Here is a 26,728-nt window from a genome sequence, read left to right as displayed (position 1 = left end):
CGCCCGTGTTACCTCTAGGTCCGGTCGCACCAGTCACGCCCGTGTTACCTCTAGGTCCGGTCGCGCCCGTCACGCCCGTGTTACCTCTAGGTCCGGTCGCGCCAGTCACGCCTGTGTTACCTCTAGGTCCGGTCGCACCAGTCACGCCCGTGTTACCTCTAGGTCCGGTCGCGCCCGTCACGCCCGTGTTACCTCTAGGTCCGGTCGCGCCAGTCACGCCTGTGTTACCTCTAGGTCCGGTCGCACCAGTCACGCCCGTGTTACCTCTAGGTCCGGTCGCACCAGTAGCGCCCGTGTTACCTCTAGGTCCGGTCGTACCAGTAGCGCCCGTGTTACCTCTAGGTCCAGTAGGTCCAGTAGGTCCTCTGCCGAACGAAGCTGAATTAACTAGAGTAGTTTGTAACTCTGCAATTAATTTAAGGAGTTCTTGGAGTGTACAAGGATCAATTCGGAATAACTTTGTAATGTAAAGTAAATAATTAATTAAAATTTGAAGTTCAACAAATACAGCACTTGCTACGAAGGTTGGATTTTTTAATATAGTTATTAAGTTTTTAATGATGGCTAATCCTTGTGCTTTCAGAGCGGAAGTAGTGTCTAGTGAACAGATGAATTTGCTTAGTAGGTGCAATGTATCTATTAGATTCTCAATGTTTTTGGGAGATGGATTGGCGAAAAGTTTAGGGATTATTTTTATTAAATCGTTAATGATTGCACGGAATGTTCTAATTTGCGCTTTAGTAATTGGAATCGTTGGGGTAGTTGGAATTCGTCCAGCGCTAGTTGGAAAGCATGGATTGGAGTATTTATTTTGATTGTCGTTAAAGCGAGACATTAAATCTCTCCTTTCTAATAAGAATGTGAACGAAACTCATCATAGTAGATGCAGAGAGTAGTTAAATGGTCATAGTGAAATGGATTCTTTCGAGAAAAAAATAAAAAAAACGCCTTATTATAGGGCGTTTTTTTTATTTTCAGCATATTGATAATATCGCTTTAGTGAAATTTTTGATTTGAAGCCAACTAATTTTATGATTTCTGGCTCTGGGGTTTGTTTTTTTATTAGGCGTAAAATAAACGTGTTCCGGAAATGTTGTCCAGAAATGCCTTTACGTAAATTCGCTCTTGCTACTTCAAGTCGGATCATTTTTTGGATAGCGATTTCTGTTAGTGCTTTTGGTGCATCGTTTTCGTATACCCATCTGTATGTTCCACGGTTAAAATCGAATGCAACAAACAACGGGTCATTACTATGGTATTTAGGACGAACTGGTTCTGGAATACTTTTATAATATGTGTACAGTTGTTTTTTGTCTTCGATTGCTAATGTGATTGTTCTTTCTACTCCTGCGGTTGCTGGAATAGAAAGTGTATTAGTTTCAAAATGAACGTGATGCATAGTTAATGCTGTAAGCTCTTGTAAGGATAGTCCGTAGTCGATTAATATACTTAAAATGGCGATATTACGATCCATTAATAACGGACGAACGGGACGTTGTTTTTCTGAAAGTCCTTCTAATGAAGTGACTATATGCTTTAATCTTTTTTCTTCATCGGATGAAATGAAATCTTCATTACGCAATGCACGGTTTGGTTGAATAGTAATTTTCATATCATTCAATGGATTTGGAATGTTAAGAAAATGATGCATTCTATTTAATACAATAAATACACGATGCATTGTTTTCTCAGAGTAGTGTCGATTCTTTTTTAAGTCTGAAAAGTAATCTTCATAGTCTTTTGTACAAAGTGTTGCCCATATATTACTGGAAGGGAGCTTTTTGTTTTTTTCTAACCAATGTCCAAAATCTTCAATGTCATAAACATAACGTTTAATGGTTGAAGACTTTCGGCCTTTATTCAATAAAAAAATAGAAAAGGCTTGTATTGTATCATGGAATTCCGTTGTTTCCATAGTCCCACCACCTTGATTATTTCTTATATTATAGCAAACTTTTCTGAAAATAGGCATTTGCAAGAGGGACTGGAATAATAATATTTGGTGAGTGGATAAAATGAGGTGATTGTATGGAACAATCGATGCGTAAGAAAAATAACAATCAAATTAATATTGTATTAAACCACCGAAAGAAAATTTCGTTACCGGCATCAGAAAATAAAACGGTAATTTCAAGTGAAACCACTACTAAACATGAGATGTTGCAGAGAATTGAAGAAGAGATGGGAAAGCTTGTTGGGATGGATGAAATAAAAAAGATAATAAAAGAAATTTATGCTTGGATTTATGTAAATAAAAAAAGACAAGAGATGGGGTTGAAATCTGAGAAGCAAGTGCTTCACATGTTATTTAGGGGGAATCCCGGTACTGGGAAGACAACCGTTGCTAGAATGATAGGGAAATTGTTGTTTGAGATGAATATTTTATCGAAGGGGCATTTAGTTGAAGCAGAACGTGCTGATCTTGTGGGGGAGTATATCGGTCATACAGCGCAAAAGACGAGAGATTTAATAAAAAAGGCCATGGGAGGTATTTTGTTTATTGATGAGGCGTATTCTTTAGCGCGGGGGGGAGAGAAGGATTTTGGGAAGGAAGCTATTGATACACTTGTGAAGCATATGGAAGATAAGCAGCACGGTTTTGTATTAATTTTAGCTGGATATTCAAGAGAGATGAATCATTTTCTTTCATTAAATCCAGGGTTACAATCTCGTTTTCCATTTATTATTGAATTTGCGGATTACTCGGTAAATCAGCTGTTGGAAATTGGAAAGAGAATGTATGAAGAGCGTGAATATCAGTTATCTAAAGAAGCGGAGTGGAAATTTCGAGATCATTTACATGCGGTAAAGTATTCGTCGCAAATTACATCGTTTAGTAATGGGCGATACGTACGGAATATTGTTGAAAAATCGATTCGTACACAAGCTATGCGATTGTTACAAGAGGATACGTATGATAAATATGATTTAATTGGGATATCAAGTATGGATTTAATGCTTGAAGAGGAGACGCACAGTACGTAAACTGTGCGTCTGTTTTTATGCATAAGTTCGTTTACTCTTTTTTTGCTTTTTCTTGGTGAGTTTTATGAAGACGTTCCATTTTAGCGCTCTTTTCGTGCGCTGAATTTGGATCATGTCCAAATTGGTTTACTGAGCTTTTTTGAGCTCCTTTATTAACATGGTTTGTCATTTGCATTCACCTCGCTTTAAAAATTAGTATAAACATTATGTAAAGAAAAACTCGTTAGAAAAGAAAAACCTCTTTACGATATGTAAAGAGGTTAGATTGCTATTTATGCATTGAGCGCTCCTTTGTATCGATGCGTCTATGCGGTAAATGCCATTTGTAATGAATAGAAACCATGCGGAAGCAAACAATTAAAATGAATAAGGTGTATAGAGCCCAATCGCTAACGATGACTTTAGCGCCAATCAAAAAACCGGCTAAAATCGTCCAAAACGCATATACATCAGCTCGAAGGACGAGAGGTTTTCTACGTGCTAAAAGATCACGAATAATACCGCCGCCAATGCCAGTTAAAACAGCAGCTACAATTGTAGCGCTAATTGGTAAATTTAATTTTTGGGCGTATAGAGCTCCTTGTACGGCGAACGCTGATAAGCCGATGGCATCTGTGATGTTTTCCCACTTTTTCCAATGCTTAATTAATTTATTAGGAAAAAGAAAAATGATCGTCATTGATAATAGTGCGATTTGGAATAACATGTCTTGTTGCCAAAACGCGACGATTGGATAACCGATTAATAAATTACGAAGGGCACCTCCCCCAAATGCGGTTGCCATTCCTAAAATATATACCCCGAAAATATCATAATCCTCTTCCATTGCAACAATTGCTCCGCTTAGTGCGAAAGCGATTGTGCCTATGATGCTAAAAATCTCCCATGCCATGAATTTTCTCCCCCGCTAACTAGATGAAATGTGCTTCCTCTGCTATTATATTAGAAGGTTTAAATTTCGAAAAGGATGAGTGAACATATTTGATGGAAGAAAAAGAAAAAATCATATTAGTTGGCTGTCAATTGCCACAAGATGATGATGAAAAATTTATGCATTCCATGAAAGAGCTTGCATCGCTAGCGAAAACTGCGCGAGCGGAAGTGTTAGTATCAACGACGCAAAAGCGCCCGAAGTTTCATCCGGCGACTTATATAGGAAAAGGTAAACTAGAAGAGCTTGCAGCGTTGACGGAAGAATTAGAACCAGCTGTTATTGTTTTTAATAATGAGTTAACACCAAGTCAAATTCGGAATTTATCTTCAGTATTAGATGCGAGAGTGATTGACCGAACGCAGTTAATACTAGATATTTTTGCGCAACGTGCAAAATCGAGAGAGGGTAAGCTTCAAGTAGAATTAGCTCAATTGCAATATACAATGCCGCGCCTTATGGGACAAGGTCTTGCTTTATCACGTCTTGGTGGTGGAATTGGTACAAGGGGACCAGGAGAGACGAAGCTTGAGACAGATCGTCGTCATATTCGATCTCGTATTGATGAAATAAAGAGACAACTAGCGGTTGTTGTGGAGCATCGAAAGAGATATCGTGAGAGAAGAAAAGATAATAAAGTGTTTCAAGTTGCGTTAATTGGGTATACAAATGCAGGGAAATCTACGTTGTTTAATAGATTAACGGAAGCTGATACGTTTGAAGAAAACTTATTGTTTGCAACGCTAGATCCGACGACAAGAAAGATGCCGTTACCTTCTGGTTATACAGTGCTTTTGACTGATACGGTTGGTTTTATACAAGATTTACCTACGTCACTAATTGCTGCTTTTCGATCTACGTTAGAAGAAGCTGGGGAAGCGGATGTTATTTTACATGTTGTTGATTCAGCAGATCCTAATTATGTAGGGCATGAGCAGACAGTAAAACAATTATTGTCGGACCTTGAAATTAATCGTATTCCTATTATTACGTTATATAATAAAAAAGATAAATTGCATCAAAACTTCATTCCATTTCCGAAAAGTGATTTCTTAATGACTAGTGCTTTTGAAGAAAGTGATTTATTGCGTATAAAAGAAGCGCTAGAAACGAAGATGAAGGAAGAAATGGATGATTATCAAGTGGAAATCCCTCCGAGTGAAGGTAGGTTATTAACGCTTTTAAAGACAGAAACAATATTAACTAAAATGGAGTTTCTAGAAGATAAATTTGTATATGATTGTACAGGGTATATATTTGCTCATTCATCGCTTAAGGGGCAATTAAAGAGATTTTTAGTGGAAGAAGGAGAAAATAATGTTTGATCGTTTGAAAAATGGAGAAAAAATTGCTCCAATCGTAAAAGAAGTAGAAAGTCAAATTATAGAAGTACATAAACATGTGGATGAAGTGATTGAGAGTAACCAATTTCGTGTATTAGAAAGTTTTCGTAAACACAAAATTAGCGATTCGCATTTTATTCCGACGACAGGTTATGGTTATGATGATATTGGTCGTGACACGTTAGAAAAAGTGTATGCTGATGTATTTGGGGCAGAAGCGGGTCTTGTTCGTCCGCAAATTATTTCAGGTACTCACGCAATTTCGACAGCTCTATTCGGTATTTTACGTCCAGGAGATGAACTGCTATACATAACAGGAAAACCATATGATACGTTAGAAGAAATCGTTGGTGTACGCGGAAAAGGTGTAGGCTCATTTAAAGAATATAATATTGGTTATAACGCAGTTCCGTTAACTGAAGAGGGATTTGTGGACTTTGAAGCTGTTGCAGCTGCGATCCATAGTAATACGAAGATGATTGGTATTCAGCGTTCAAAAGGATATGCTACTCGTCCGTCGTTTACTGTTTCACAAATTAAAGAGATGATTGCGTTTGTGAAAGAGATTAAACCTGATGTTGTTGTATTTGTAGATAACTGCTATGGCGAATTTATTGAAGAAGAAGAGCCATGTCATGTTGGTGCGGACTTAATGGCAGGCTCTCTTATTAAGAATCCTGGCGGTGGAATTGTTAAAACTGGTGGTTACATTGTTGGTAAAGAGCAGTATGTTGAAGCGTGTGCATATCGTCTAACATCTCCAGGAATCGGTGCGGAAGCAGGGGCATCTTTATACAGTTTGCAAGAAATGTATCAAGGTTTCTTCTTAGCGCCGCATGTAGCGGGACAAGCGCTAAAAGGTGCGATTTTTACAGCTGCATTTTTAGAAAAGTTAGGGATGAATACATCACCAGCTTGGAATGCACCAAGAACAGATTTAATTCAGTCTGTTCAATTTGATGATAAAGATCGTATGATTGCGTTCTGTCAAGCGATTCAATATGCATCTCCAATTAATTCTCATTTCACTCCATATGCAAACTATATGCCGGGTTATGAAGATGATGTAATTATGGCTGCGGGGACGTTTATTCAAGGTGCAAGTATTGAGCTGTCAGCTGATGGTCCGATTCGTCCGCCTTATGTTGCTTACGTGCAAGGTGGGTTAACTTATTCGCATGTAAAGATTGCGATTTGTTCTGCGATTGATGCGTTAATTGAAAAAAAACTATTAACAATTTCTTAAAGGAAAGCTGTCGATTTCGGCAGCTTTTTTCGTGTGAAAGTAATGATTTGTGCCATTAGAAAAAAATGAAAAAATTCACAAAAAAATCATGTAAGAAAAGCTAACATCTATTGACACTAAACATAACATGGTATAAAATGAGAAACAGTTAAGGCGAAGGAGGAACTGAAACAATGAAAGAAGATAGACGTTCTGCTCCGCTGTTTCCAATTGGTATTGTAATGGATTTAACACAATTATCTGCACGTCAAATTCGCTACTATGAAGAGCATAATCTTATTTTTCCAACCCGTACAAAAGGGAATCGTAGATTATTTTCATTTAACGATGTAGATAAATTGTTGGAAATTAAAGATTTGTTAGATCAAGGCTTAAATATGGCCGGAATTAAACAAGTATTGCAAATGAAAGAAAATCAAACAGAAGCAGTGAAAGTAAAAGAAGAAACGAAAGAAATTTCAAAATCCGAGCTTCGCAAAATTCTTCGAGATGAACTACAACATACAGGTAGATTTAATCGGACCTCATTGCGACAAGGTGACATTTCAAGGTTTTTTCACTAAAGATAACTGATTCTGAAGGTGTTTAGAGGGACTAAGGAGGAATTTATAATGGCTAGGTACACAAAAGAAGATATTTTCCGTTTGGCGAAAGAAGAGAATGTAAAGTATATCCGTCTGCAATTTACGGACCTTTTAGGGGTAATTAAAAACGTAGAAATTCCAGTGAGCCAATTAACAAAAGCTCTTGATAACAAAATGATGTTTGATGGATCTTCTATTGAAGGTTTCGTACGTATAGAAGAATCTGATATGTATTTATATCCGGATTTAGATACTTGGGTAATTTTCCCTTGGACAGCTGAAAAAGGTAAAGTAGCTCGTTTAATCTGTGATATTTACAATGCTGATGGTACTCCATTTGATGGCGACCCACGTAACAACTTAAAGCGTGTGTTAAAAGAAATGGAAGCATTAGGATTCTCAGATTTCAATCTTGGACCAGAGCCAGAATTCTTCCTATTTAAAGTTGATGAAAAAGGAAATCCAACACTGGAATTGAACGATAACGGTGGATACTTCGACCTTGCGCCGATGGATCTAGGGGAAAACTGTCGTCGTGATATCGTTCTTGAACTTGAAGAAATGGGCTTTGAAATTGAAGCATCTCACCATGAGGTTGCGCCAGGTCAACATGAAATTGACTTTAAATATGCAAATGCAATTCGCTCATGTGATGACATTCAAACATTCAAGCTTGTTGTAAGAACGATTGCTCGTAAACATGGTTTACACGCAACATTTATGCCGAAACCATTATACGGTGTGAACGGTTCAGGTATGCACTGTAACTTATCACTATTTAAAAATGGTGAGAACGTATTCTTCGATCAAAACGGTGATTTACAATTAAGTGATGATGCTCGTCACTTCATCGCAGGTATTTTAAAACATGCGCCAGCATTTACAGCGGTAGCAAACCCAACTGTAAACTCTTACAAGCGTTTAGTACCTGGATATGAAGCTCCATGTTACGTAGCATGGTCTGCACAAAACCGTAGTCCATTAGTGCGTATCCCTGCATCTCGTGGTATTAGTACACGCGTAGAAGTACGTAGTGTTGACCCAGCTGCGAACCCGTATTTAGTAATGGCTACATTATTAGCAGCAGGTCTTGATGGAATTAAAAATAAATTAACTCCACCAGCTGCAGTAGACCGTAACATCTACGTAATGACAAAAGAAGAGCGTGAAGAAGCAGGTATCGTTGACTTACCAGCAACATTAGCGCAAGCGTTAGTTACTTTACAATCTAATGAAATCGTATGTGGCGCATTAGGTGATCATTTACTTGAGCACTTCATTGAAGCAAAAGAAATTGAGTGGGATATTTTCCGCACGCAAGTTCACCAATGGGAACGCGATCAATATATGTCTCTATACTAAGAGAGAAAAAAGCCCTAATACTACGGTATTAGGGCTTTTTTTATTTGTGGCAAATATAAAGGCTTGTGAAATGAATTGGATGGGTGCCCGCAAAAAGTCATGTGGATTATTTAAAATGCGTGCTAGCTATGAATGAAAATGTGGAAGTTGAAATATGGTGTGGATGTATTTAATTCGAAAATTAAGTATTGAAAAATATAGTACCTTGCAATAAACAATACTAAGTGGTATATTATGGATAAAACAGGTATCGTGTACTGAACAGTACTAAAATGAGAAAGGGGGATTGTCCTTGAACGTTCAGTTTAAAAAAGGTGTGTTAGAACTATGTGTTTTGGCACTAGTGAAACGTAAAGATAGTTACGGTTATGAACTTGTTCAGCAAATCTCTAATAAATTTTTAATATCGGAAGGTTCTGTATATCCGTTATTACGTCGTTTAACGAAAGAGGGATATTTTCAAACATATTTAAAAGAATCGACGGAAGGACCGCCCCGTAAATATTATCAACTAACAGAGCAAGGGGAGATGCAACTTACGTTATTAGTAACAGAGTGGCGTGATTTTGCTAAAGGTGTTCAAGAAATTATTGAAGGGGTGGAATGGGATGAGTAAAGAGCAGTTTCTTAAAGAATTATCAAGTCATCTTAGAAAGTTACCAGAAGAAGAGAGACAAGATATTTTATTCGATTATGAAGAGCACTTTCAGTTTGGGATAGAAGAAGGGAAAACTGAATCAGAAATAATAAAGGGTCTTGGCTCTCCGAAAGTAATTGCGAAAGACTTACTTGCGATGTATCGATTTGATGAAATGAAAAAAGATCCGTCGACTTCAAATGTGACAAGAGCTGTCATGGCAGCGGTTGGACTTAGTTTGTTTAATTTTATTATCGTGTTAGGCCCGTTAGTTGCAATTATAGCTTTTATATTTTCCTTTTGGGTCGGTGGTATTGCTAGTGTAGTGACACCATTTTTCGTTATTGTAAAAGTATTTATGGGCACTTTTATATGGTTGGATCTTTTCGTTAGTATAACGTTTGTCGGAGTAGGTTTGTTGTTATGTATTGTAGCTTATTATAGTACGAAGTGGTTTAAAAGATTATGTGTACGCTATGTAGTCTGGAACTTCAAAATGATAAAAGGGGAGTAGATGATGAAAAAGATATTATTAGTAGCTATCGCTTGTATCATTATTGGAGTAATAGGGATTTCACAAACATATGAAAAAGCAGTACAAACTGCAGAAAAAGGAGATAAAGAGGACGTAATTAAAAACGAAACGCTAAAAAATGTAGAAGTTAAGTTAGATGCTGGAGATATTGTTGTCCAAAAATCTCCTGATTCCTCTTTTTATGTAAAGCAAAAAGGAGACGTAAGTAAACAGGAGATTCGTATTGCTGAAGATGGTGATACATTAAAAATCATAGGGGAAATAGAAAAAGGTGTTTCATTTGATTTTTCATTTTACAATTTCGGATTTCAAACGCCTACATTGACTATATTAGTACCTGAACGTTCTTATCAAGAGATAAAAGTAAATTCATCCGCTGGACAAATAGAAATAAGTAATGTGAAAAGTGACCGCGTAAGTGTTGAAACACTCGCCGGAGAAGTGGATTTGAAACATGTAACAGCAAAGAGTGTGGAGGGGTCTACAAAAGCTGGTGAGGTGAATTTAAAAAAAGTAATAGGGAAAGTAACAGCAAAAACGGCTAGTGGGGATATAGATATTATTGATCATGATTCTAAATATGATTTAGAGGTAAGTTCAACTGCTGGAGATGTAGATATTACTTTATTGGAAAAACCACAAGATGCAGTTATAACTGGGCAAACTGCTGCTGGAGACGTGACAATTTTTAATGAAGACAATAAAAATATAACGATTGGTAATGGTAGTAAAAAGATTAGCGGTAAAACCGCTGCTGGAGATGTTACTATTGAAACGCGTTAATAATTAATGAAACGCATTCTTTTGAATGAACGGAAATCTATCAAAATATAAAAAGAAGATAATTACCTATATAAATAAGGGAATTATCTTCTTTTTATTATTTTTAATGTAAATCACGATATACGCCAATTACTTTTCCAATAACTGACACTTGTTTTAAAATAATAGGTTCTAGTGAAGAGTTTTCCGGTTGTAGACGGAAATGATCTTTTTCTTTATAGAAACGTTTAACAGTTGCTTCGTTATCTTCTGTTAAAGCAACTACAATTTCACCGTTGTATGCAGACTGTTGTTGGCGAACAACAACTAAATCACCATCAAAGATACCGGCTTCAATCATGCTATCTCCAGAAATGCGTAACATAAACACTTGATCTGCTCCAGCAACGATACTAGCCGGAAGTGGGAAGTGATCTTCTACACTTTCGACTGCTGTAATCGGTAAACCGGCAGTAACTTTTCCGATGATTGGAACTTGAATAACAGATTGTGTTTCCGTTCGGTTGTCACCTAAAATTTCAATTGCGCGTGGTTTTGTTGGATCGCGTCGAATATATCCCTTTTCTTCTAGTCGTGATAAATGTCCGTGCACTGTAGAACTAGAAGCAAGGCCGACTGCTTGACCGATTTCACGTACGGAAGGTGGATATCCTTTTTCTTGTACTTTTAGCTTAATAAAGTCGAGAATGTCTTGCTGGCGTTTCGTTAACTTTTCCATGTTTTCTAACACCTCGTTTTCTTTCATTTTTCTTATTATTAAGTATAACATGCGAAAAAACATTCTACAAACATAAGTTCGAACGAAAGGCAAATTTATGATACACTATAAGGAAAATATAGTGAGAAAGAAGGGTTCAAAATGAATGCAATTATTTATGCACGTGTGAGCACAACAAAAGAAGAACAGGAAACATCATTATTGCGTCAAAAAGATGAATTATTGCATTTAGCTGAGCGCTATCAAATGGATGTTACAAAGGTAATTGAGGAGCAGGCTAGCGGTTATACAATTGAACGTGATGGCATATTAGAAGTGCTAGATACAATTCGAGATGAACAAGTTGATGTACTACTTATACAAGATGAAACGCGTCTTGGTAGAGGAAATGCAAAGATTGCATTAATGCATTGTTTACATAAAGAGGGGATAAAAGTTTATACGCACACACATAGTGGTGAATTACAGCTTTCAGATTCTGATTCGATGGTGCTAAATATAATTGGGATCGTTGAAGAGTATCAAAGAAAGATCCACAATTTAAAAATTAAACGTGGCATGCAAAGAGCAGTGGAGAAAGGATTTCGTCCAGAAAATAATTTGAAAAATCGTCATTTAAGCGTAGGACGTGAGAAAAAAGAAGTGCCAATTGAGGAAATTGTACGTTTGCGCCGGAATGAATTAACTTTTGAAGAAATTGCAGCAACACTTCGTGGTTTTGGTCATGATGTTTCAAAAGCAACTGTACATCGAAGGTATGTAGAATATACAAAGCAATTGCTTGATAAAGAGGACTAACTATTGTATGATAATAATCAGTTTTGAGTAGAAGGGGGATTCGAGATGCCAAGTCAAGAACTCATTGAACGCATTAACTTCTTAGCGAAAAAAGCAAAAGCTGAAGGCTTAACTGAAGAAGAACAACGTGAGCGCCAATCGCTTCGTGAACAATATTTAAAAGGATTTCGTCAAAATATGTTAAACGAATTAAAAGGAATTAAAGTCGTTAACGAAGAAGGCACGGACGTTACACCGGCGAAATTAAAAGCTTTAAAAAAGCAGGATAATGCAAAATTAAATTAAAAGATGGGCATAGCCCATCTTTTTTTATTTGTTAAAATTGTTATTTAATAACTTTCCAGTTTTCATTTTTCGTTGCTTCTATCCTTTTATGCTTCAATATATAGTTAGCGATAAGTTCAGACATATCTGTTGGTATGTCTTTTACTACTGGTTTATTTTGAAACATAAAGAAGTTCCCGCCACCGCTTGCACGATAATTATTCATAACAACGTCATATTCTTCATTCATATTAAGAGGAGCGCCTTTATACTGCAAAGACTCTACTCTCTCTCCAATTGGTTTTGAAATGTTTAATACATACGAAATCCCTTCCCACATATCGTAATTATAGTGTTGTGGTTTTGGTTCTATATAGGTAGGGTTTACGATGATGGTTCCATCTGCTTTTAATGTGAAATAAGAAGCAGAGAGTTCGAGAGCATTTTTTATATCCGCTCCGGTTATTCTAATTACTTTTAATGTATTTGGATAAATATAATTAGAAACGATGTCACGCATTGTTACATGTTTAGGGAAACCTGGAGATGTATTATGAAACAAACTTGTACAAGAAATTGAAACATTAGCTATATCCATCTGTATTTTATTTATGAATTCAATAAAAGGATGGTCTTGCAAACGTGTTTGCATAGCATCGGAAATTTGCATATCCCCATAAATTATTCCAATAGGTTTATCAAGCCAATTTTGTGTTTTCTCTTCATAATTGGCAACCAAGAAAAGAACATCTTGGTCTGCCGCAATTCCTTGTACGGGCAATAACTCTGAATAACTCTCTTTTTTCACCCATTTTTGTTCTGCTTTTTCGAATGTTACTGTTACTTTTCCAACTGAGTGTCCATTGCATCCGGTCTGTAAAATTGTTACACCATTAATCACGGTGTGAGCGATTTCTCGGTGTTGGTGGCCTGTTAGTAAAATATCTATGCCTTCAATTTCATGGCACATTGCATATCCTTGGTTTTCACCTGTTAAAACTTCAGTCGGTACTCCGGTTTGTAAATCACGTTCAAATCCCCCGTGATAGGCTACGACTAGTAAATCTGGTTTTTCATGTTTACGGATGTAAGAAACCCATTTTTTTGTTGTTTCAAATGCATCTTCAAATTGTAAATCTTTAATATGATGTGCTTGTTCCCAATGGGGGATGTAATGCGTTGTCACCCCTAAAATAGCAATTTTTATATTTGATTCAATATGTTTTATTATATATGGTTTTCCGAAATAAGGTTCTTTTCTGTTTTTATCTAAAATGTTTGCTGATAGATAAGGGGAATTTGCAGTAGTCACAGCATTATTTAATATATCCATTCCGTAATTAAATTCATGATTTCCGATAATTGCAATGTCATACTCTAAGTAGTTGGCTAATAAGGACATTGGGTTTTCCATATCTTTTTCGTATGTAGCGTAATGATAAGTAAATGGTGTTCCTTGAATGAAGTCCCCGTTATCAATCAGAAGAACGTTTGCATTTTGAGAACGTTCTTTTTTTATGAGAGTAGAAATTTTAGCTAAACCAATTTCTGCTTTGGAGTTATCTTGGTAGTGAATTGGATACACAGTACCATGTACATCGCTTGTTAATAAAATATTTAAAGTTACAATTTGATTTTGATTCAACGCCATTCACCTTTTCTATAGTTATCTTTCAATTAATCATATCAAATATATGAAAAGAATTTTAATGTGAATGTATAGAATGTGTAAAGATTCTGTAAATAAGCAATTATTTGTAAAAATATGTGATATATTTCTTCATGTTTATGGAAGGTTATTTTATAACAACGAAAAATGGAGGCATTAACATGTTGAAAAAAGTTTTTGCAATGAGCACAACAGTTGTACTAGCAGCGGGATTATTAAGTGGATGTGGAACGAAGGAATCAAGTGCAAGTAAAAATGAAGATACGAAAAAAGGTTATGTACCGAAGACACTAAATGTTCAATTTGTTCCTTCTCAAAATGCAGATACGTTAGAGGCGAAGGCAAAACCATTGGAAAAGCTATTAAGTGATAAATTAAACATTCCGGTAAAAGTTAGTATTTCAACGAATTACAATACAATTGTAGAAGCGATGGCATCTAAGCAAATAGATGTAGGCTTTTTACCTCCAACAGCGTATGTGTTAGCGCATGAGAAAAAGGCTGCAAACGTAATTTTACAGGCGCAACGTTTTGGGGTAGATGATGAAACTGGAGCTCCCACAAAGGATTTAGTAGATGTTTATAAATCAGAGTTTGTTGTTAAGAAAGATTCTAATATTAATAGTGTAAAAGATTTAAAAGGTAAAAAAATTGGCTATCAAGATGTAACATCATCAGCGGGTTATGTATGGCCTGCGGCTGTATTGTTAAAAGAGGGAATCGATCCGCTAAAGGATGTGAAACCTGTTACATTAAAAGGTCATGATCAGTCACTTATTGCTCTTTTAAATGGTGATGTAGATGCAGCTGTTGTATTCCAAGATGCTCGTAATATTGTAAAAAAAGATTATCCGAATATATTCGACCAAACGAAAATAGTAAAATTTACGGAGAAAATTCCAAACGATACGATTTCTGTACGTTCTGATTTAGATGCAGAGTGGAGCAAGAAATTACAGGATGCTTTCATTGAAATAGGAAAGAATGAGGAAGGGCACAAAATCATTAAAGAAGTATACTCACATGAAGGATACGTTAAATCTGATGATAGTAAATTTGATATCGTTCGTGAATATGGAAAGAAAGTGAAAACGCAATAATACATATGGAAATGGCGACTAACTGGAAAGTGTGTGATTTCAGTTAGTTTGCCGTTTTTCAGTTATTGATAATACATAGAAGGTAGGTAAGATGTGTGATAGAGTTTCGAAATGTTTCCAAAGTGTATCCGAATGGTACAAAAGGATTGAATAATATAAACTTGAAAATTCAAAAAGGTGAGTTTGTTGTAATGGTCGGGCTATCCGGTGCTGGAAAATCAACACTTCTCAGATCGGTAAATCGCCTTCATGAAATCACAGAAGGAGAAATCATTATTGAAGGGGAGTCTATTACTGCTGCAAAAGGAAAAGGATTACGACGCATGCGCCGAGATATTGGTATGATTTTTCAAAGCTTTAACCTTGTGAAGCGATCAACGGTACTGAAGAATGTATTAGCTGGGCGGGTTGGATATCATTCTACATTGCGTACAACGTTAGGTCTGTTTCCGAAAGAGGACGTGGAGCTTGCATTCCAGGCGCTGAATAGAGTGAATATCTCAGAAAAAGCATATGCACGAGCTGATGAATTATCAGGGGGACAACAGCAACGTGTATCAATTGCTAGAGCATTGGCACAAGAAGCGAAAATCATATTGGCAGATGAGCCTGTTGCTTCGTTAGATCCTCTGACAACAAAGCAAGTAATGGATGATTTGAAGAAAATTAATGAAGATTTTGGAATTACGACAATTGTAAACTTACATTCTATTGATTTAGCGAGGCAATATGCTACTCGTATTATTGGATTACATGCTGGTGAAATTGTTTTTGATGGATTAGTAGAAGAGGCAACGGATGAAAAATTCGCTGAAATTTATGGGGACGTAGCTCAGAAAAGCGCATTATTAGAGGTGGCAGCTAAATGAATGAAGTGACGATATATTCGAAATCGATACCGAAGCCGCCGAGTAAATTGAAACATATGTTAACGGTTATTTTAGTTATTTTACTGTTGTGGGGTAGTAGTGTACAGGTCGACGCATCATTTTCAAAACTAGTAGTTGGTTTTCCAAATATGATGGATTTATTGAAGGAAATGGTGCCACCAGATTGGAGTTATTTTCAAATTATTACAACAGCAATGTTAGATACAATACGTATGGCGATTATTGGAACGACTTTAGGGGCGATTTTAGCCATTCCACTTGCACTATTTGCGGCAAGTAACGTATTTACTAGTGTATTTTTGTACAGTCCAGCTCGATTGATTTTAAATTTTATACGAACAATACCAGATTTATTATTAGCGGCTATTTTTGTAGCGATTTTTGGAATAGGACCACTTCCAGGTATTTTGGCTCTTACTTGTTTCTCCGTTGGACTCGTAGCGAAATTATTGTATGAGTCAATTGAATCAATTGATCCAGGTCCATTAGAAGCGATGACAGCTGTAGGAGCGAATAAGGTGCAATGGATAGTTTATGGGGTCATTCCGCAAGTGAAAGCGCACTTCGTCTCCTATGTACTTTATACATTTGAGGTGAATGTACGTGCAGCAGCTGTTCTAGGTTTAGTAGGAGCAGGTGGGATTGGATTATATTATGATCGTACACTTGGATTTTTACAATATCAACAAACTGCTTCTATTATTATTTATACCCTTGTTGTTGTATTGCTAATTGATTATATAAGTACAGTGTTGCGGGGGAAATTATAATGAGTAAAACGACGATAATCGTACCAAAACCGAAGAAACCGAGTATATATCGCTGGATTATTTTTATAGCACTTACAGTTGTATATGTATGGGCCTTTTCAGGAGTCCCGTTAGAGGGAATAAAGAATACGGCGGGAGAAATTACAAAAGCAATTATGACAGGCGTATTGAACCCAGATTGGTCGTATGTATCTTTGCCAGATGGTGAAGATTTATTACACGGTTTAATTGATACGTTGGCAATTGCGATATTAGGTACATTTATTTCTGCTTTTTTATCTGTTCCATTTGCTTTTTGGGCGGCAACGAATATGAGTAGTGGAAAATTAACTTCAGGAACTGGGAAATTTGTACTTAGTTTTGTTCGTACATTTCCTGAATTAGTTATGGCTCTTTTATTTATAAAAGCTGTTGGTCCAGGCTCTTTTGCCGGAGTTCTAGCTTTAGGGTTACACTCTATCGGAATGTTAGGGAAACTATATTCGGAAGGAATTGAAAATATAGATAAGGGACCGACGGAAGCGTTAATAGCAACGGGTGCAAATCGGTTTCAAATACTTTGGTATGCCGTATTACCACAAGTGTTACCGGATTTTCTATCGTATACGTTATACAGGTTTGAAATTAATGTACGATCCGCTGCGATTTTAGGTGTTATTGGAGCAGGTGGTATTGGTACGCCATTAATTTTTGCACTTAGTTCACGTAATTGGTCTCGTGTGGGAATTATTTTATTAGGTATCATTTTAATGGTAATTATAATTGATTTTATTTCAAGTTCTATTCGTAAGCGGATTATTTAATTTGTTTTAAAAGCATCTAATTCAGATGCTTTTTTGTATTTTTAAAGGTTATCAAAAAGGAGATATATCAGAAATTAGTATATTTGTATAAATATACAGATAATTATATTTATTTTTAAAATAAAAACAATTAAAAAGTATGTCATATTGAATGCCCATACATTCCCTGAATCACTGTGTTTTTTATGAAAAATCAAAAAAACATCAACATATTTGTCGATACATGTTGTATAATCTTGCGTGGGAAGCTATCATATAAATGTATAAAACGTTTACTAACATACGCGAAGGGAAGAATAGCATGTCACATTCAATCGAACAACTTTCTATCAACACGATTCGCACATTATCCATTGATGCGATTGAAAAAGCAAACTCTGGTCACCCAGGAATGCCAATGGGTGCAGCACCAATGGCTTATACATTATGGACTCAATTTATGAAACACAATCCAAATAACCCAACGTGGTTTAACCGCGATCGTTTCGTATTATCTGCAGGTCATGGCTCAATGTTACTATACAGTCTACTTCATCTATCTGGTTATGACTTAACAATGGATGATTTAAAGAACTTCCGTCAATGGGGAAGCAAAACTCCAGGACATCCTGAGTATGGTCACACAGCAGGTGTAGACTCAACAACTGGTCCACTTGGACAAGGTATTGCAACTGCTGTAGGTATGGCAATGGCTGAAAGACATTTAGCGGCTAAATACAACCGTGATGCGTATAATGTAGTAGATCATCATACATACGCTATTTGTGGTGATGGAGATTTAATGGAAGGCGTTTCTGCTGAAGCATCTTCATTAGCTGCTCATTTACAATTAGGTCGTCTTGTTGTACTTTACGATTCAAACGATATTTCATTAGATGGCGATTTAAATCGTTCATTCTCTGAAAGTGTAGAAAATCGTTACAAAGCATACGGATGGCAAGTAATCCGTGTTGAGGATGGAAATGATATTGAAGCAATCGCAAAAGCAATTGAAGAAGCGAAAGCTGACGAAAAACGCCCAACGCTAATTGAAGTAAGAACGACAATTGGTTTCGGTTCTCCAAACAAATCAGGAAAATCAGCTTCACATGGTTCTCCACTTGGTGTAGACGAAACAAAATTAACGAAAGAAGCATACGCTTGGACTGCTGAACAAGACTTCCATGTAGCAGAAGAAGTATATGACAACTTCCGTAAAACAGTACAAGATGCTGGTGAAACGACGCAAGCTGCGTGGAACACGATGCTCGGTGAATATGCACAAGCATATCCAGAATTAGCAAACGAACTGCAAGCAGCAATGAACGGTCTTCTTCCAGAAGGTTGGGAACAAAGCTTACCAACTTATGAATTAGGATCAAAAGCAGCAACACGTAATTCTTCAGGTGCTGTAATTAATGCAATTGCAGAGTCTGTACCATCATTCTTCGGTGGATCTGCTGACCTTGCTGGTTCTAACAAAACATACATGAATAACGAAAAAGACTTTACAAGAGCTGATTACAGCGGAAAAAACATTTGGTACGGTGTACGTGAGTTCGCAATGGGTGCAGCAATGAACGGTATCGCACTTCATGGCGGTTTAAAAACTTACGGTGGTACGTTCTTCGTATTCTCTGACTACTTACGTCCAGCAATTCGTCTTGCAGCATTAATGCAATTGCCTGTAACGTATGTATTTACACATGACAGTATTGCTGTTGGTGAAGATGGTCCAACACATGAACCAGTTGAGCAATTAGCAGCGCTTCGTGCAATGCCAAATGTATCTGTTATTCGTCCAGCAGACGGTAACGAATCAGTTGCAGCTTGGAGACTAGCTCTAGAATCTACAAAAACACCAACTGCATTAGTGTTAACTCGTCAAGATCTTCCAACATTAGAAGGTGCAAAAGACGATACTTATGAAAAAGTAGCAAAAGGTGCATATGTAGTTTCTGCAAGCAAGAAAGAAACTTCTGATGTAATCTTAATTGCAACTGGATCTGAAGTAAGCTTAGCAATCGAAGCGCAAAAAGCTCTAGCAGCAGACGGCGTTGATGCAGCTGTTGTTAGCATGCCATCTATGGATCGCTTCGAAGCTCAAACTGCTGAGTACAAAGAATCTGTACTACCAAAAGCAGTAACGAAACGTTTCGCAATTGAAATGGGTGCTACATTCGGATGGCACCGTTACGTAGGCCTTGATGGAGATGTACTAGGTATCGACACATTCGGTGCTTCTGCTCCTGGTGAGAAGATTATGGAAGAGTATGGATTTACTGTAGAGAACGTTGTTCGTAAAGTAAAAGAAATGCTTTAATGATTTTAGAAAAATCTCTCCAGCATGGGGAGATTTTTCTATGTAATTGAGTTTTTTCGACAGGAAAAGTTTTTTCTCTCTCCGTAGTCAGACAATCATTGCAAATCTTCTCTTATATAATGTAGGGAAAAGGTTGTCCAGATCGGGAGGGGAAAAATGAAAACGTATGAATTGTATTTAATTCAAGAGGATATTGCGAAAGCTTACTTTGGTCGTGAATATTTGTTTTTTGATTTATTTGCTCGATTTTCAGAATCTGGGTTCCTTTCGGAGAAGAAAGTATTATATAAACAAATGACGTATATTACGATGCCGTTACAAGTAATGAAAATTCATCATAAATTAGAACAAGCTTTGCGTGTTCTTGGTAAATATGAAAGAACAAATCATACTCATACGCTTTATACAGGAGCCGAATACGGAGAAATAATGGTGAAACCACAATATATTCGAATAAATACTTCTGGAAATGTATCCATGGAAACAACTTTCTTTGAGGTGCTTAGAAAGTGTGAGTTAACATTTTTAGCGATGGATTATGAAAATAAAAAGTACGGTTGGTTAAATCCTCTCAAACAAGTACGAACATATGTGTAAAAAATGTCGAATAGTATCTTGTCTTATTGAAAAGGTTTTAGTACACTGTAAGGTAGACAACATGAAGGAGGAAAAGATATGCCAATGTGGTTAGGTATTCTAGTGGGCGTAGTAGCACTAGTAGCAGGCGTGGCGTTAGGATTTTTCATTGCCCGCAAATACATGATGAATTACTTACAAAAAAATCCACCAATTAACGAACAAATGTTAAAAATGATGATGATGCAAATGGGACAAAAACCTTCCCAAAAGAAAATCAATCAAATGATGAGCGCGATGAACAAGCAACAAACAAAATAAGCGCAAAAGGGCACTCTTACCGAGTGCCCTTTTCTTTTGGTTATAAAACATATTTAAAACTTTTAAATATTCTGTATTTTTGTTACACTGAAAACATCGCTCATTTTAAGGGAGGAGGATAAATATGAAAGTGTTTTTTAATTTAGCTTGGTTTTTTAAGCAAGAAAAACGAGCGTACATAATCGGAATTATTATGTTATTTGGTGTCGCGCTTCTTGAACTTGTAGCGCCAAGAGTACTAGGGATTGTAGTAGATGAAATTAATAGTGGAACATTAACGTCTGAAAAATTGTTGAACTGGGTTATTCTATTAGTAGTTGTAGGAATTATGATGTATATATTACGTTACTTATGGCGTATTATGATTTTTGGATCTTCTTTAAAACTAGCTCGTCAACTGCGAAAGAATCTATATGAACATTTTACTAAGATGAGCCCATCTTTTTATCAATCACGTCGCACAGGCGATTTGATGGCACATGCGACAAATGATATTCAGGCGATTCAGCAAACTGCGGGGGCAGGTGTTTTAACACTCGTTGATTCATTAGCTGTTGGAGGATGTGTACTCGTAGCGATGGGATTTACAATTAGTTGGAAGTTAACGTTATTAAGTTTAATTCCGATGCCAATTGTAGCTATTTCTACAAATTATTATGGAACTTTATTGCATAGAAGATTTCATAAGGCACAGCAATCGTTTTCTGAAATCAATGATAAAGTGCAAGAAAGTATGAGTGGGATGAAGGTAATTCGCTCACTTGGACAAGAGAAAGAGGATTTACAAGCGTTTCGGAAAAAATCTGAAGATGTCGTACATAAAAATATGCTAGTTGCACGTATTGACTCGTTATTCGATCCAACGATTTCCCTAATTGTCGGATTTTCATTTTTGATCGCAATTTGTTACGGATCATTATTAGTCGTACGAGGTGAATTAACTGTAGGGGAATTAGTAACATTTACAACGTACTTAGGGACACTTGTATGGCCAATGTTAGCTTTTGGATGGCTATTTAATATTATGGAGCGTGGACGTGCTTCGTATGATCGTGTGGAGAAAATATTTTCACAAACTTCAGATGTAGTGAATAAGGAAAATGCTATACATGCTATAGCAAGTGGTGATGTTTCGTTTGCTGTTGATTCGTTTTCTTATAAAAAGAATGAACTATTAAACTTAAAAGATATTTACTTTAACTTAAGAAAAGGTGAAACGTTAGGAGTTGTAGGGCGTACCGGTGCAGGGAAGACGACGTTATTAAAATGTTTAATTCGAGAGTATGATAATTTTAATGGTGAATTAAAAGTTGGGGAGCGGGATATTCGAGATTTAACACTTCACGGTGTGCGTTCTGCAATTTCATATGTACCGCAAGATCACTTTTTATTTTCAGCGAGTATTGGGGAGAACATTGCTTTTGGAAAGGCCGATGCTACATATAAAGAAATTAGCCGAGCTGCTGATATTGCTTGTATTCATAATGATATATTTCAATTTTCAGAAGGGTATGACACTGTAGTAGGTGAAAGGGGCGTTTCACTATCAGGAGGTCAAAAACAGAGAATCTCTATTGCGCGTGCATTATTAACAAATGCTGAAATTTTAATATTAGATGATTGTTTATCAGCCGTAGATGCAAAAACAGAAGAAACTATTTTAACTGCATTGAAACGAGAAAGGGCAGAGAAAACGACGATTATTACTGCCCATCGTTTAAGTGCTATTCAGCATGCAAATCTTATTCTTGTTATTGATGAAGGTAGGGTTATGCAGCGAGGGACACATGAGCAATTAATGAAAGAAAATGGTTGGTATAAAGAAATGTACGAAAGCCAGCAGTTAGAGGCATTAGTAGAGAAAGGAGGCGTATGATGGCTGAGAAAAAACGGAGTGATTTAAGAAGGTTGCTTTCTTATATGAGGCCCTATAAAGGGTTATTGGCGGTAGCATTTTTATTTCTAGTTGGTGCAACTGTAACTGAAATGATGGGTCCTTTTTTAATTAAACAATTTCTTGATGAACACTTAGTGCCAGGTAACTTTGAACAATCAGCACTTGTAACCCTATTTGTAGTGTATATTATTGCTCATTTATTAAAAGTATTATTTACTTATTTAGAATTATTGTACTTTCAAAATATCGCTTTTAAGATTGTCCAAGATATGCGAGTTGAAGTGTATGAACATGTTCAAAAATTGTCATTAAGCTTCTTTGATCGTACGCCGATTGGTACGCTCGTATCTCGCATAACGAATGATACAGAAGCGATTAAGGATTTTTATGTTAGTGTACTATCAACATTCGTGAAAAATGTAGTCTTTTTAGTAGGGATTTTAGTAGCGATGTTTTTATTAGATGTAAAATTAGCGCTATTTTCGCTCATATTAATTCCGGTAATGTTTGCAATTATGGTGTTGTATCAACGGAAAAGTGCAGCTTTTTATTTAGAGGTACGTAATCAGCTGAGTATATTAAATGCAAAGTTAAATGAGTCCATTCAAGGTATGAATATTGTTCAGGTGTTCCGGCAAGAAAAGCGGATGAGAAAAGAATTTGAAGAAGTGAACAATAAACATTTTAGTGCTGGACGTCGTACATTGAAATTAGATGCATTACTTTTACGTCCAGCAACAGATCTTGTTCATATTGTAGCAATTGCGGTAGTACTTGGTTTATTCGGAATCGATGCTTTAAAGAGTCCTGTTGAAGTAGGGGTTTTATATGCTTTCGTTAACTATATTCATCGTTTCTTCCAGCCGGTAAATGAGATGATGATGAAACTATCTTTCTTCCAGCAAGCGCTTGTTTCATCATCGCGTGTATTTCATTTAATGGATGATAAAGATTTAGCTCCTGTTCAAATGGGGAGTGAACAGCCACGAGTAGCTAACGGGGAAATTCAGTTTAAAGATGTTACTTTTTCATATGATGGAAAGCGTGACGTTTTAAAAAATGTATCTTTTCACGTAAAGTCAGGGCAAACGGTTGCTTTCGTAGGGCATACTGGTAGCGGAAAGAGTACGATTATGAATTTATTAATGAGATTTTACAATATTAAATCAGGAAATATAGTAATAGACGGAGTAGATTTAGAGAAGTTCGAAGAACAAGAAATTCGAAAGAAAATTGGTCTTGTGCTGCAAGATGCATTTTTATTTGCTGGAAATGTAAAGCAAAATATTCGTATGTATAATGAAGAGATTACGGATGAAGAGATAGAGGAAGCGGCAAAGTTTGTGCAAGCGAATACGTTTATTGAAAAATTACCAGAGCAGTATGATACAGAAGTTGTCGAAAGAGGAGCTGCATTTTCTAGTGGTCAAAGGCAATTAATTGCTTTTGCTAGAACGATAGCAACCAATCCGAAAGTATTAGTGTTAGATGAAGCGACGGCAAATATTGATACAGAAACAGAGGAGGCTATCCAAACGGCATTGCAGCAAATGCGAAAAGGTAGAACAACGATAGCGATTGCGCACAGATTGTCTACAATCCAAGATGCGGATCAAATATTTGTTATGCATGAAGGGGAAATTGTAGAAAGCGGAACACATCAAGAGTTACTTAGTAAACAAGGACTTTACTACAATATGTACTTGCTACAAAATAAAGGGAGTTTGCAACAGGCCTTGTAGAATTACAAGGTCTTTTTTCTATTCTCTCAGATATTAAAATGTAATAAAATTTTCGAAATATGTGAGAGATTTGTCGTGTCCTTTAACTAGAGTTGTACATATTGTATATAGAATAACAAAATTTGATAGGAGCTTTTATATGCAAAATAGATCCAGTTCAAATATTACATTTATTGATGTGTCTCATTGGGAAGGAAACATTAATTGGAATGCTGTGAAGTCATCTGGCATTCCAGCGGCGTATGCAAAAGCGACGGAAGGTGTGAACTATATTGACCCTACTTTCGTTCAAAATGTACAAGCTGCGAGAGATGCGAATGTATTAATTGGTGCATATCATTTTGCGCACCCAGAACAAAATGATGCCATTTCAGAAGCGAAACATTTTGTGAATATATTACAGAGTAATCAGACGGACTTAATCCCTGTTTTAGATTTAGAATCGCCAACGGATACTAGCAATAGTAGTTTAACGGGTGCGACTATATCGAATTGGGCAAGAAGTTTCGTAAATTATGTGAAACAAGCTACTGGGAAAAATGTAATGTTATATACAGGAGTTTGGTATATTAATGAATTTGGAATTAGCGGGTTAAGTGACATTCCACTTTGGATTTCCAAATATTCTAGTATACCGCCTGCTGATGCTGGTGGATGGACAGAGTGGACAGCATGGCAGTACACAGATTCTGGGCAAATTTCAGGTGTAGGAAATTGTGACGTATCAGCAGCTGTTTCATTAGAAGCTTTACAAGGAAATGGAGCAAGTGGTGGAGGGAATGTTTCCACGCCTAATAATGCGACTCCAGTATACGGAGTTGCTGTAATTAATGGAGATAATGTGAATTTACGAAGTGGACCATCTTTACAGTCTAGTGTAATTCGCCAATTGAATCGTGGCGAATCATATGAAGTTTGGGGAGAACAAAATGGATGGCTCTGCTTAGGGACAAATCAGTGGGTATATAATGATTCAAGTTATATTCAGTATAAACATTATGTAGCAACTATTACTGGCGATAATGTGAATCTGCGAGATGCTCCATCATTAAACGGGAATGTTATAAGACAGTTACATCATGGTGAATCATATCGAGTATGGAGTAAGCAAGATGGATGGCTTTGCTTAGGGACAAATCAATGGGTATACTATGATTCAAGTTATATTCAGTATGGTGTACAATAAAGTGAATCTAAAAGGTATCTCGACTGAGGTGCCTTTTATGAAAAATATATAATTTTTACAAAGTATATATTGATAACATAGTATAATGTAATTGATATATGTTTAAAAATAATCGGAAATGAAATAAAGGAGTAATAATATGGAGTATGTGCTAATAGGTGGGATTTTAATATTATTAGCTGTAGTGTTTGTACTGTTTTATAAAAATAAACAGTTAGAATCAGAGAGTCAGCAAGTAGAGTTTGAAAAGAAACAAGCGATTGAAACGTATGAAAATGAGATTGCAGCTACGATTACAGGGCATAAAGAACAACAGGATACTTTAAAGAATATGGAACAGAAAAAATATAATGATTTACAAGTGAATACAGCTAGAGAACTTGAAAATATGCGTATGATGAAAAATCAATTGGCTGTTCAACATAGTAAAGAACGTAGTGAAATGCAAGATAAGCATAGTAGTGAAGTACATATGTTTCAAAATTTAATTGCGGATTTACGAGAATATACCAAAAATGGTGCTGAAGTGAATGCGCATGAAATATTACATTATATGAAGCGAGGTTTCGTTGAGCAAGGAATAATACTAGAAGAAGAGTTTCATATTATACCGAACGTTTTTATGATACGCAATAAATATAGAGATAAACGTGACATAAATGATAATCGAATTCATCACCTTATCTTATGTAAAACTGGTATTTATCTACTTGAGACGAAAGAATGGACAGGGAAATTAATCCATGGCTTAACGAAAGAAAATGCGGGTATATATTCATTTATGATTGAGGAAATTGGTAAGTATCAACATGAAATTGAAAAAGAAGAGACATTTGAATTTATTACGGATGGAACTTCATTAACTTTGCAAGTAAGAAATGAAGGGAATCCAGCGTATAAAGCGAAAATGCTATCTCAAACTTTATATAATTGTTTGGAAGAAATGCAAGTAGATATTGTAAAGGAAAAAGTAAAACCAATTGTATATTTTGAAAATGAGAGTGGAAAAGAAGTTATTGATCTTTCTAATGAAGAATTGCCGAGATTTAAAGATAGAGAGCAAATTGTAACGTTTTTCAGAAATGAAGTTTTAACAAGTAAAGTAATATATACAGCACGAGAACTACAAAAGATTAGAGATATGATTGGCCAGATGAATTATGTTGCGAAGTGAAAAATAAAGTAAAACTTTAATTAGTGGGGGTTTATGGGCAACCCGACTTCTACCCTTTACAGCCGAATTTTGAGGTGGGAGTCTAACTGCCCGCAAATAGCGGGATAAAGTA

27 protein-coding genes are annotated in these 26,728 nt (G+C 36.3%); 21 read left to right on the top strand and 6 right to left on the bottom strand.

Going from position 1 to position 26,728, the window contains the following annotated elements:
• Positions 1 to 835: collagen-like repeat preface domain-containing protein (locus CQ058_RS09405; protein ID WP_142396338.1), on the bottom strand; the 835-nt coding region annotated here is incomplete at its 3' end.
• A gap of 117 nt (positions 836 to 952) precedes the next feature.
• The gene (locus tag CQ058_RS09400; protein WP_002190428.1) at positions 953 to 1,915 is read right to left on the bottom strand and encodes a tyrosine-type recombinase/integrase; all 963 of its coding nucleotides are present in this window, start codon (positions 1,913 to 1,915) and stop codon (positions 953 to 955) included.
• A gap of 113 nt (positions 1,916 to 2,028) precedes the next feature.
• Between CQ058_RS09400 and spoVK the strand changes: the two genes are divergently transcribed.
• Positions 2,029 to 2,985, top strand: coding sequence for a stage V sporulation protein K (gene spoVK, locus CQ058_RS09395; protein WP_002014481.1), 957 nt, complete (start codon positions 2,029 to 2,031; stop codon positions 2,983 to 2,985).
• A gap of 31 nt (positions 2,986 to 3,016) precedes the next feature.
• Here spoVK and CQ058_RS31785 read toward each other — a convergent pair whose 3' ends face one another.
• Positions 3,017 to 3,154 carry a hypothetical protein gene (locus tag CQ058_RS31785; protein WP_002087943.1) on the bottom strand — a complete coding sequence of 46 codons (138 nt, stop codon included), beginning with the start codon at positions 3,152 to 3,154 and terminating at the stop codon, positions 3,017 to 3,019.
• 99 nt (positions 3,155 to 3,253) lie between these two features.
• The gene (locus tag CQ058_RS09390) at positions 3,254 to 3,877 is read right to left on the bottom strand and encodes a trimeric intracellular cation channel family protein (RefSeq protein ID WP_002014478.1); all 624 of its coding nucleotides are present in this window, start codon (positions 3,875 to 3,877) and stop codon (positions 3,254 to 3,256) included.
• Between the two features lie 92 nt (positions 3,878 to 3,969).
• On the opposite strand from CQ058_RS09390, the gene hflX reads away from it, so the two are divergent.
• The 7 genes from hflX to CQ058_RS09355 all read left to right on the top strand — a co-directional run bounded on the left by hflX (position 3,970) and on the right by CQ058_RS09355 (position 10,406).
• On the top strand, positions 3,970 to 5,241 hold the full coding sequence (gene hflX, locus CQ058_RS09385; RefSeq protein WP_002069969.1) for a GTPase HflX: 1,272 nt from the start codon (positions 3,970 to 3,972) through the stop codon (positions 5,239 to 5,241).
• Complete coding sequence (locus CQ058_RS09380) at positions 5,234 to 6,505, top strand: methionine gamma-lyase family protein (RefSeq protein WP_002190425.1); 1,272 nt, start codon at positions 5,234 to 5,236, stop codon at positions 6,503 to 6,505. The genes hflX and CQ058_RS09380 overlap by 8 nt, the downstream gene beginning before the upstream one ends.
• A 173-nt stretch (positions 6,506 to 6,678) precedes the next feature.
• A complete protein-coding gene (gene glnR, locus CQ058_RS09375) occupies positions 6,679 to 7,068 on the top strand; it encodes a transcriptional repressor GlnR (protein WP_002014475.1) in 390 nt (129 codons plus the stop codon).
• A 48-nt stretch (positions 7,069 to 7,116) separates the two neighbouring features.
• Positions 7,117 to 8,451, top strand: a complete 1,335-nt coding sequence (gene glnA, locus CQ058_RS09370; protein ID WP_002014472.1) for a type I glutamate--ammonia ligase — start codon at positions 7,117 to 7,119, stop codon at positions 8,449 to 8,451.
• 292 nt (positions 8,452 to 8,743) lie between these two features.
• Positions 8,744 to 9,067: a PadR family transcriptional regulator gene (locus CQ058_RS09365; protein ID WP_002185126.1), complete on the top strand. Its 324-nt coding sequence runs from the start codon at positions 8,744 to 8,746 to the stop codon at positions 9,065 to 9,067.
• Positions 9,060 to 9,602 (top strand): DUF1700 domain-containing protein, encoded by a 543-nt coding sequence (locus tag CQ058_RS09360; protein ID WP_002142767.1) that lies wholly within the window; start codon positions 9,060 to 9,062, stop codon positions 9,600 to 9,602. The genes CQ058_RS09365 and CQ058_RS09360 overlap by 8 nt, the downstream gene beginning before the upstream one ends.
• Positions 9,603 to 10,406 carry a DUF4097 family beta strand repeat-containing protein gene (locus tag CQ058_RS09355; RefSeq protein WP_087946967.1) on the top strand — a complete coding sequence of 268 codons (804 nt, stop codon included), beginning with the start codon at positions 9,603 to 9,605 and terminating at the stop codon, positions 10,404 to 10,406.
• 103 nt (positions 10,407 to 10,509) lie between these two features.
• Here CQ058_RS09355 and lexA read toward each other — a convergent pair whose 3' ends face one another.
• Positions 10,510 to 11,124, bottom strand: coding sequence for a transcriptional repressor LexA (lexA, locus tag CQ058_RS09350; protein ID WP_002087894.1), 615 nt, complete (start codon positions 11,122 to 11,124; stop codon positions 10,510 to 10,512).
• 141 nt (positions 11,125 to 11,265) lie between these two features.
• Between lexA and CQ058_RS09345 the strand changes: the two genes are divergently transcribed.
• Both CQ058_RS09345 and CQ058_RS09340 read left to right on the top strand, forming a co-directional pair.
• A complete protein-coding gene (locus tag CQ058_RS09345; protein WP_002128580.1) occupies positions 11,266 to 11,922 on the top strand; it encodes a YneB family resolvase-like protein in 657 nt (218 codons plus the stop codon).
• A 45-nt stretch (positions 11,923 to 11,967) separates the two neighbouring features.
• Positions 11,968 to 12,207, top strand: a complete 240-nt coding sequence (locus tag CQ058_RS09340) for a DUF896 domain-containing protein (protein ID WP_002014431.1) — start codon at positions 11,968 to 11,970, stop codon at positions 12,205 to 12,207.
• Between the two features lie 40 nt (positions 12,208 to 12,247).
• On the opposite strand, the gene CQ058_RS09335 is transcribed toward CQ058_RS09340, so the two are convergent.
• Positions 12,248 to 13,831, bottom strand: a complete 1,584-nt coding sequence (locus CQ058_RS09335; protein ID WP_002190420.1) for a bifunctional metallophosphatase/5'-nucleotidase — start codon at positions 13,829 to 13,831, stop codon at positions 12,248 to 12,250.
• Positions 13,832 to 14,016: 185 nt separating this feature from the next.
• Between CQ058_RS09335 and CQ058_RS09330 the strand changes: the two genes are divergently transcribed.
• The 11 genes from CQ058_RS09330 to CQ058_RS09280 all read left to right on the top strand — a co-directional run bounded on the left by CQ058_RS09330 (position 14,017) and on the right by CQ058_RS09280 (position 26,616).
• Positions 14,017 to 14,955 carry a phosphate/phosphite/phosphonate ABC transporter substrate-binding protein gene (locus CQ058_RS09330; RefSeq protein ID WP_002128577.1) on the top strand — a complete coding sequence of 313 codons (939 nt, stop codon included), beginning with the start codon at positions 14,017 to 14,019 and terminating at the stop codon, positions 14,953 to 14,955.
• Between the two features lie 95 nt (positions 14,956 to 15,050).
• On the top strand, positions 15,051 to 15,824 hold the full coding sequence (gene phnC, locus CQ058_RS09325; protein ID WP_002033479.1) for a phosphonate ABC transporter ATP-binding protein: 774 nt from the start codon (positions 15,051 to 15,053) through the stop codon (positions 15,822 to 15,824).
• Entirely contained in the window at positions 15,821 to 16,615 is a 795-nt protein-coding gene (gene phnE, locus CQ058_RS09320) for a phosphonate ABC transporter, permease protein PhnE (protein WP_002087885.1), read from the top strand. The genes phnC and phnE (CQ058_RS09320) overlap by 4 nt, the downstream gene beginning before the upstream one ends.
• Entirely contained in the window at positions 16,615 to 17,418 is an 804-nt protein-coding gene (gene phnE / locus CQ058_RS09315) for a phosphonate ABC transporter, permease protein PhnE (RefSeq protein ID WP_002033481.1), read from the top strand. Before phnE (CQ058_RS09320) ends, phnE (CQ058_RS09315) begins: the two co-directional genes overlap by 1 nt.
• A 301-nt stretch (positions 17,419 to 17,719) precedes the next feature.
• Positions 17,720 to 19,720 (top strand): transketolase, encoded by a 2,001-nt coding sequence (tkt, locus tag CQ058_RS09310; RefSeq protein ID WP_002190419.1) that lies wholly within the window; start codon positions 17,720 to 17,722, stop codon positions 19,718 to 19,720.
• Between the two features lie 156 nt (positions 19,721 to 19,876).
• On the top strand, positions 19,877 to 20,317 hold the full coding sequence (gene sirA, locus CQ058_RS09305; protein ID WP_002014415.1) for a sporulation inhibitor of replication protein SirA: 441 nt from the start codon (positions 19,877 to 19,879) through the stop codon (positions 20,315 to 20,317).
• A 78-nt stretch (positions 20,318 to 20,395) separates the two neighbouring features.
• Positions 20,396 to 20,617: a YneF family protein gene (locus CQ058_RS09300; protein ID WP_001132292.1), complete on the top strand. Its 222-nt coding sequence runs from the start codon at positions 20,396 to 20,398 to the stop codon at positions 20,615 to 20,617.
• A gap of 124 nt (positions 20,618 to 20,741) precedes the next feature.
• Positions 20,742 to 22,493, top strand: coding sequence for an ABC transporter transmembrane domain-containing protein (locus CQ058_RS09295; RefSeq protein WP_105589628.1), 1,752 nt, complete (start codon positions 20,742 to 20,744; stop codon positions 22,491 to 22,493).
• Positions 22,493 to 24,256: an ABC transporter ATP-binding protein gene (locus CQ058_RS09290; RefSeq protein WP_002192720.1), complete on the top strand. Its 1,764-nt coding sequence runs from the start codon at positions 22,493 to 22,495 to the stop codon at positions 24,254 to 24,256. The genes CQ058_RS09295 and CQ058_RS09290 overlap by 1 nt, the downstream gene beginning before the upstream one ends.
• A 139-nt stretch (positions 24,257 to 24,395) precedes the next feature.
• Entirely contained in the window at positions 24,396 to 25,442 is a 1,047-nt protein-coding gene (locus CQ058_RS09285; protein ID WP_002190411.1) for a GH25 family lysozyme, read from the top strand.
• 139 nt (positions 25,443 to 25,581) lie between these two features.
• On the top strand, positions 25,582 to 26,616 hold the full coding sequence (locus CQ058_RS09280; protein ID WP_002185132.1) for a nuclease-related domain-containing protein: 1,035 nt from the start codon (positions 25,582 to 25,584) through the stop codon (positions 26,614 to 26,616).
• Positions 26,617 to 26,728 lie beyond the last annotated feature (112 nt).

Source organism: Bacillus sp. MYb56 (assembly GCF_002976445.1).
GTDB classification, from domain to species: Bacteria; Bacillota; Bacilli; order Bacillales; family Bacillaceae_G; genus Bacillus_A; species Bacillus_A mycoides.
This window is presented reverse-complemented; position numbering and strand designations above follow the sequence as displayed.

Bases quoted from the DNA above. Each gene is read 5' to 3' on its own strand.
- phnE (WP_002033481.1), top strand. From the start codon at position 16,615: ATGAGTAAAACGACGATAATCGTACCAAAACCGAAGAAACCGAGTATA.
- CQ058_RS09380 (WP_002190425.1), top strand. From the start codon at position 5,234: ATGTTTGATCGTTTGAAAAATGGAGAAAAAATTGCTCCAATCGTAAAA.
- CQ058_RS09360 (WP_002142767.1), top strand. From the start codon at position 9,060: ATGAGTAAAGAGCAGTTTCTTAAAGAATTATCAAGTCATCTTAGAAAG.
- CQ058_RS09280 (WP_002185132.1), top strand. From the start codon at position 25,582: ATGGAGTATGTGCTAATAGGTGGGATTTTAATATTATTAGCTGTAGTG.
- CQ058_RS09295 (WP_105589628.1), top strand. From the start codon at position 20,742: ATGAAAGTGTTTTTTAATTTAGCTTGGTTTTTTAAGCAAGAAAAACGA.
- glnR (WP_002014475.1), top strand. From the start codon at position 6,679: ATGAAAGAAGATAGACGTTCTGCTCCGCTGTTTCCAATTGGTATTGTA.
- CQ058_RS09345 (WP_002128580.1), top strand. From the start codon at position 11,266: ATGAATGCAATTATTTATGCACGTGTGAGCACAACAAAAGAAGAACAG.
- lexA (WP_002087894.1), bottom strand. From the start codon at position 11,124: ATGGAAAAGTTAACGAAACGCCAGCAAGACATTCTCGACTTTATTAAG.
- CQ058_RS09340 (WP_002014431.1), top strand. From the start codon at position 11,968: ATGCCAAGTCAAGAACTCATTGAACGCATTAACTTCTTAGCGAAAAAA.
- glnA (WP_002014472.1), top strand. From the start codon at position 7,117: ATGGCTAGGTACACAAAAGAAGATATTTTCCGTTTGGCGAAAGAAGAG.
- CQ058_RS09330 (WP_002128577.1), top strand. From the start codon at position 14,017: ATGTTGAAAAAAGTTTTTGCAATGAGCACAACAGTTGTACTAGCAGCG.
- tkt (WP_002190419.1), top strand. From the start codon at position 17,720: ATGTCACATTCAATCGAACAACTTTCTATCAACACGATTCGCACATTA.
- hflX (WP_002069969.1), top strand. From the start codon at position 3,970: ATGGAAGAAAAAGAAAAAATCATATTAGTTGGCTGTCAATTGCCACAA.
- CQ058_RS09355 (WP_087946967.1), top strand. From the start codon at position 9,603: ATGATGAAAAAGATATTATTAGTAGCTATCGCTTGTATCATTATTGGA.
- CQ058_RS09300 (WP_001132292.1), top strand. From the start codon at position 20,396: ATGCCAATGTGGTTAGGTATTCTAGTGGGCGTAGTAGCACTAGTAGCA.
- CQ058_RS09285 (WP_002190411.1), top strand. From the start codon at position 24,396: ATGCAAAATAGATCCAGTTCAAATATTACATTTATTGATGTGTCTCAT.
- phnE (WP_002087885.1), top strand. From the start codon at position 15,821: ATGAATGAAGTGACGATATATTCGAAATCGATACCGAAGCCGCCGAGT.
- CQ058_RS09290 (WP_002192720.1), top strand. From the start codon at position 22,493: ATGGCTGAGAAAAAACGGAGTGATTTAAGAAGGTTGCTTTCTTATATG.
- CQ058_RS09390 (WP_002014478.1), bottom strand. From the start codon at position 3,877: ATGGCATGGGAGATTTTTAGCATCATAGGCACAATCGCTTTCGCACTA.
- CQ058_RS31785 (WP_002087943.1), bottom strand. From the start codon at position 3,154: ATGACAAACCATGTTAATAAAGGAGCTCAAAAAAGCTCAGTAAACCAA.
- CQ058_RS09400 (WP_002190428.1), bottom strand. From the start codon at position 1,915: ATGGAAACAACGGAATTCCATGATACAATACAAGCCTTTTCTATTTTT.
- sirA (WP_002014415.1), top strand. From the start codon at position 19,877: ATGAAAACGTATGAATTGTATTTAATTCAAGAGGATATTGCGAAAGCT.
- spoVK (WP_002014481.1), top strand. From the start codon at position 2,029: ATGGAACAATCGATGCGTAAGAAAAATAACAATCAAATTAATATTGTA.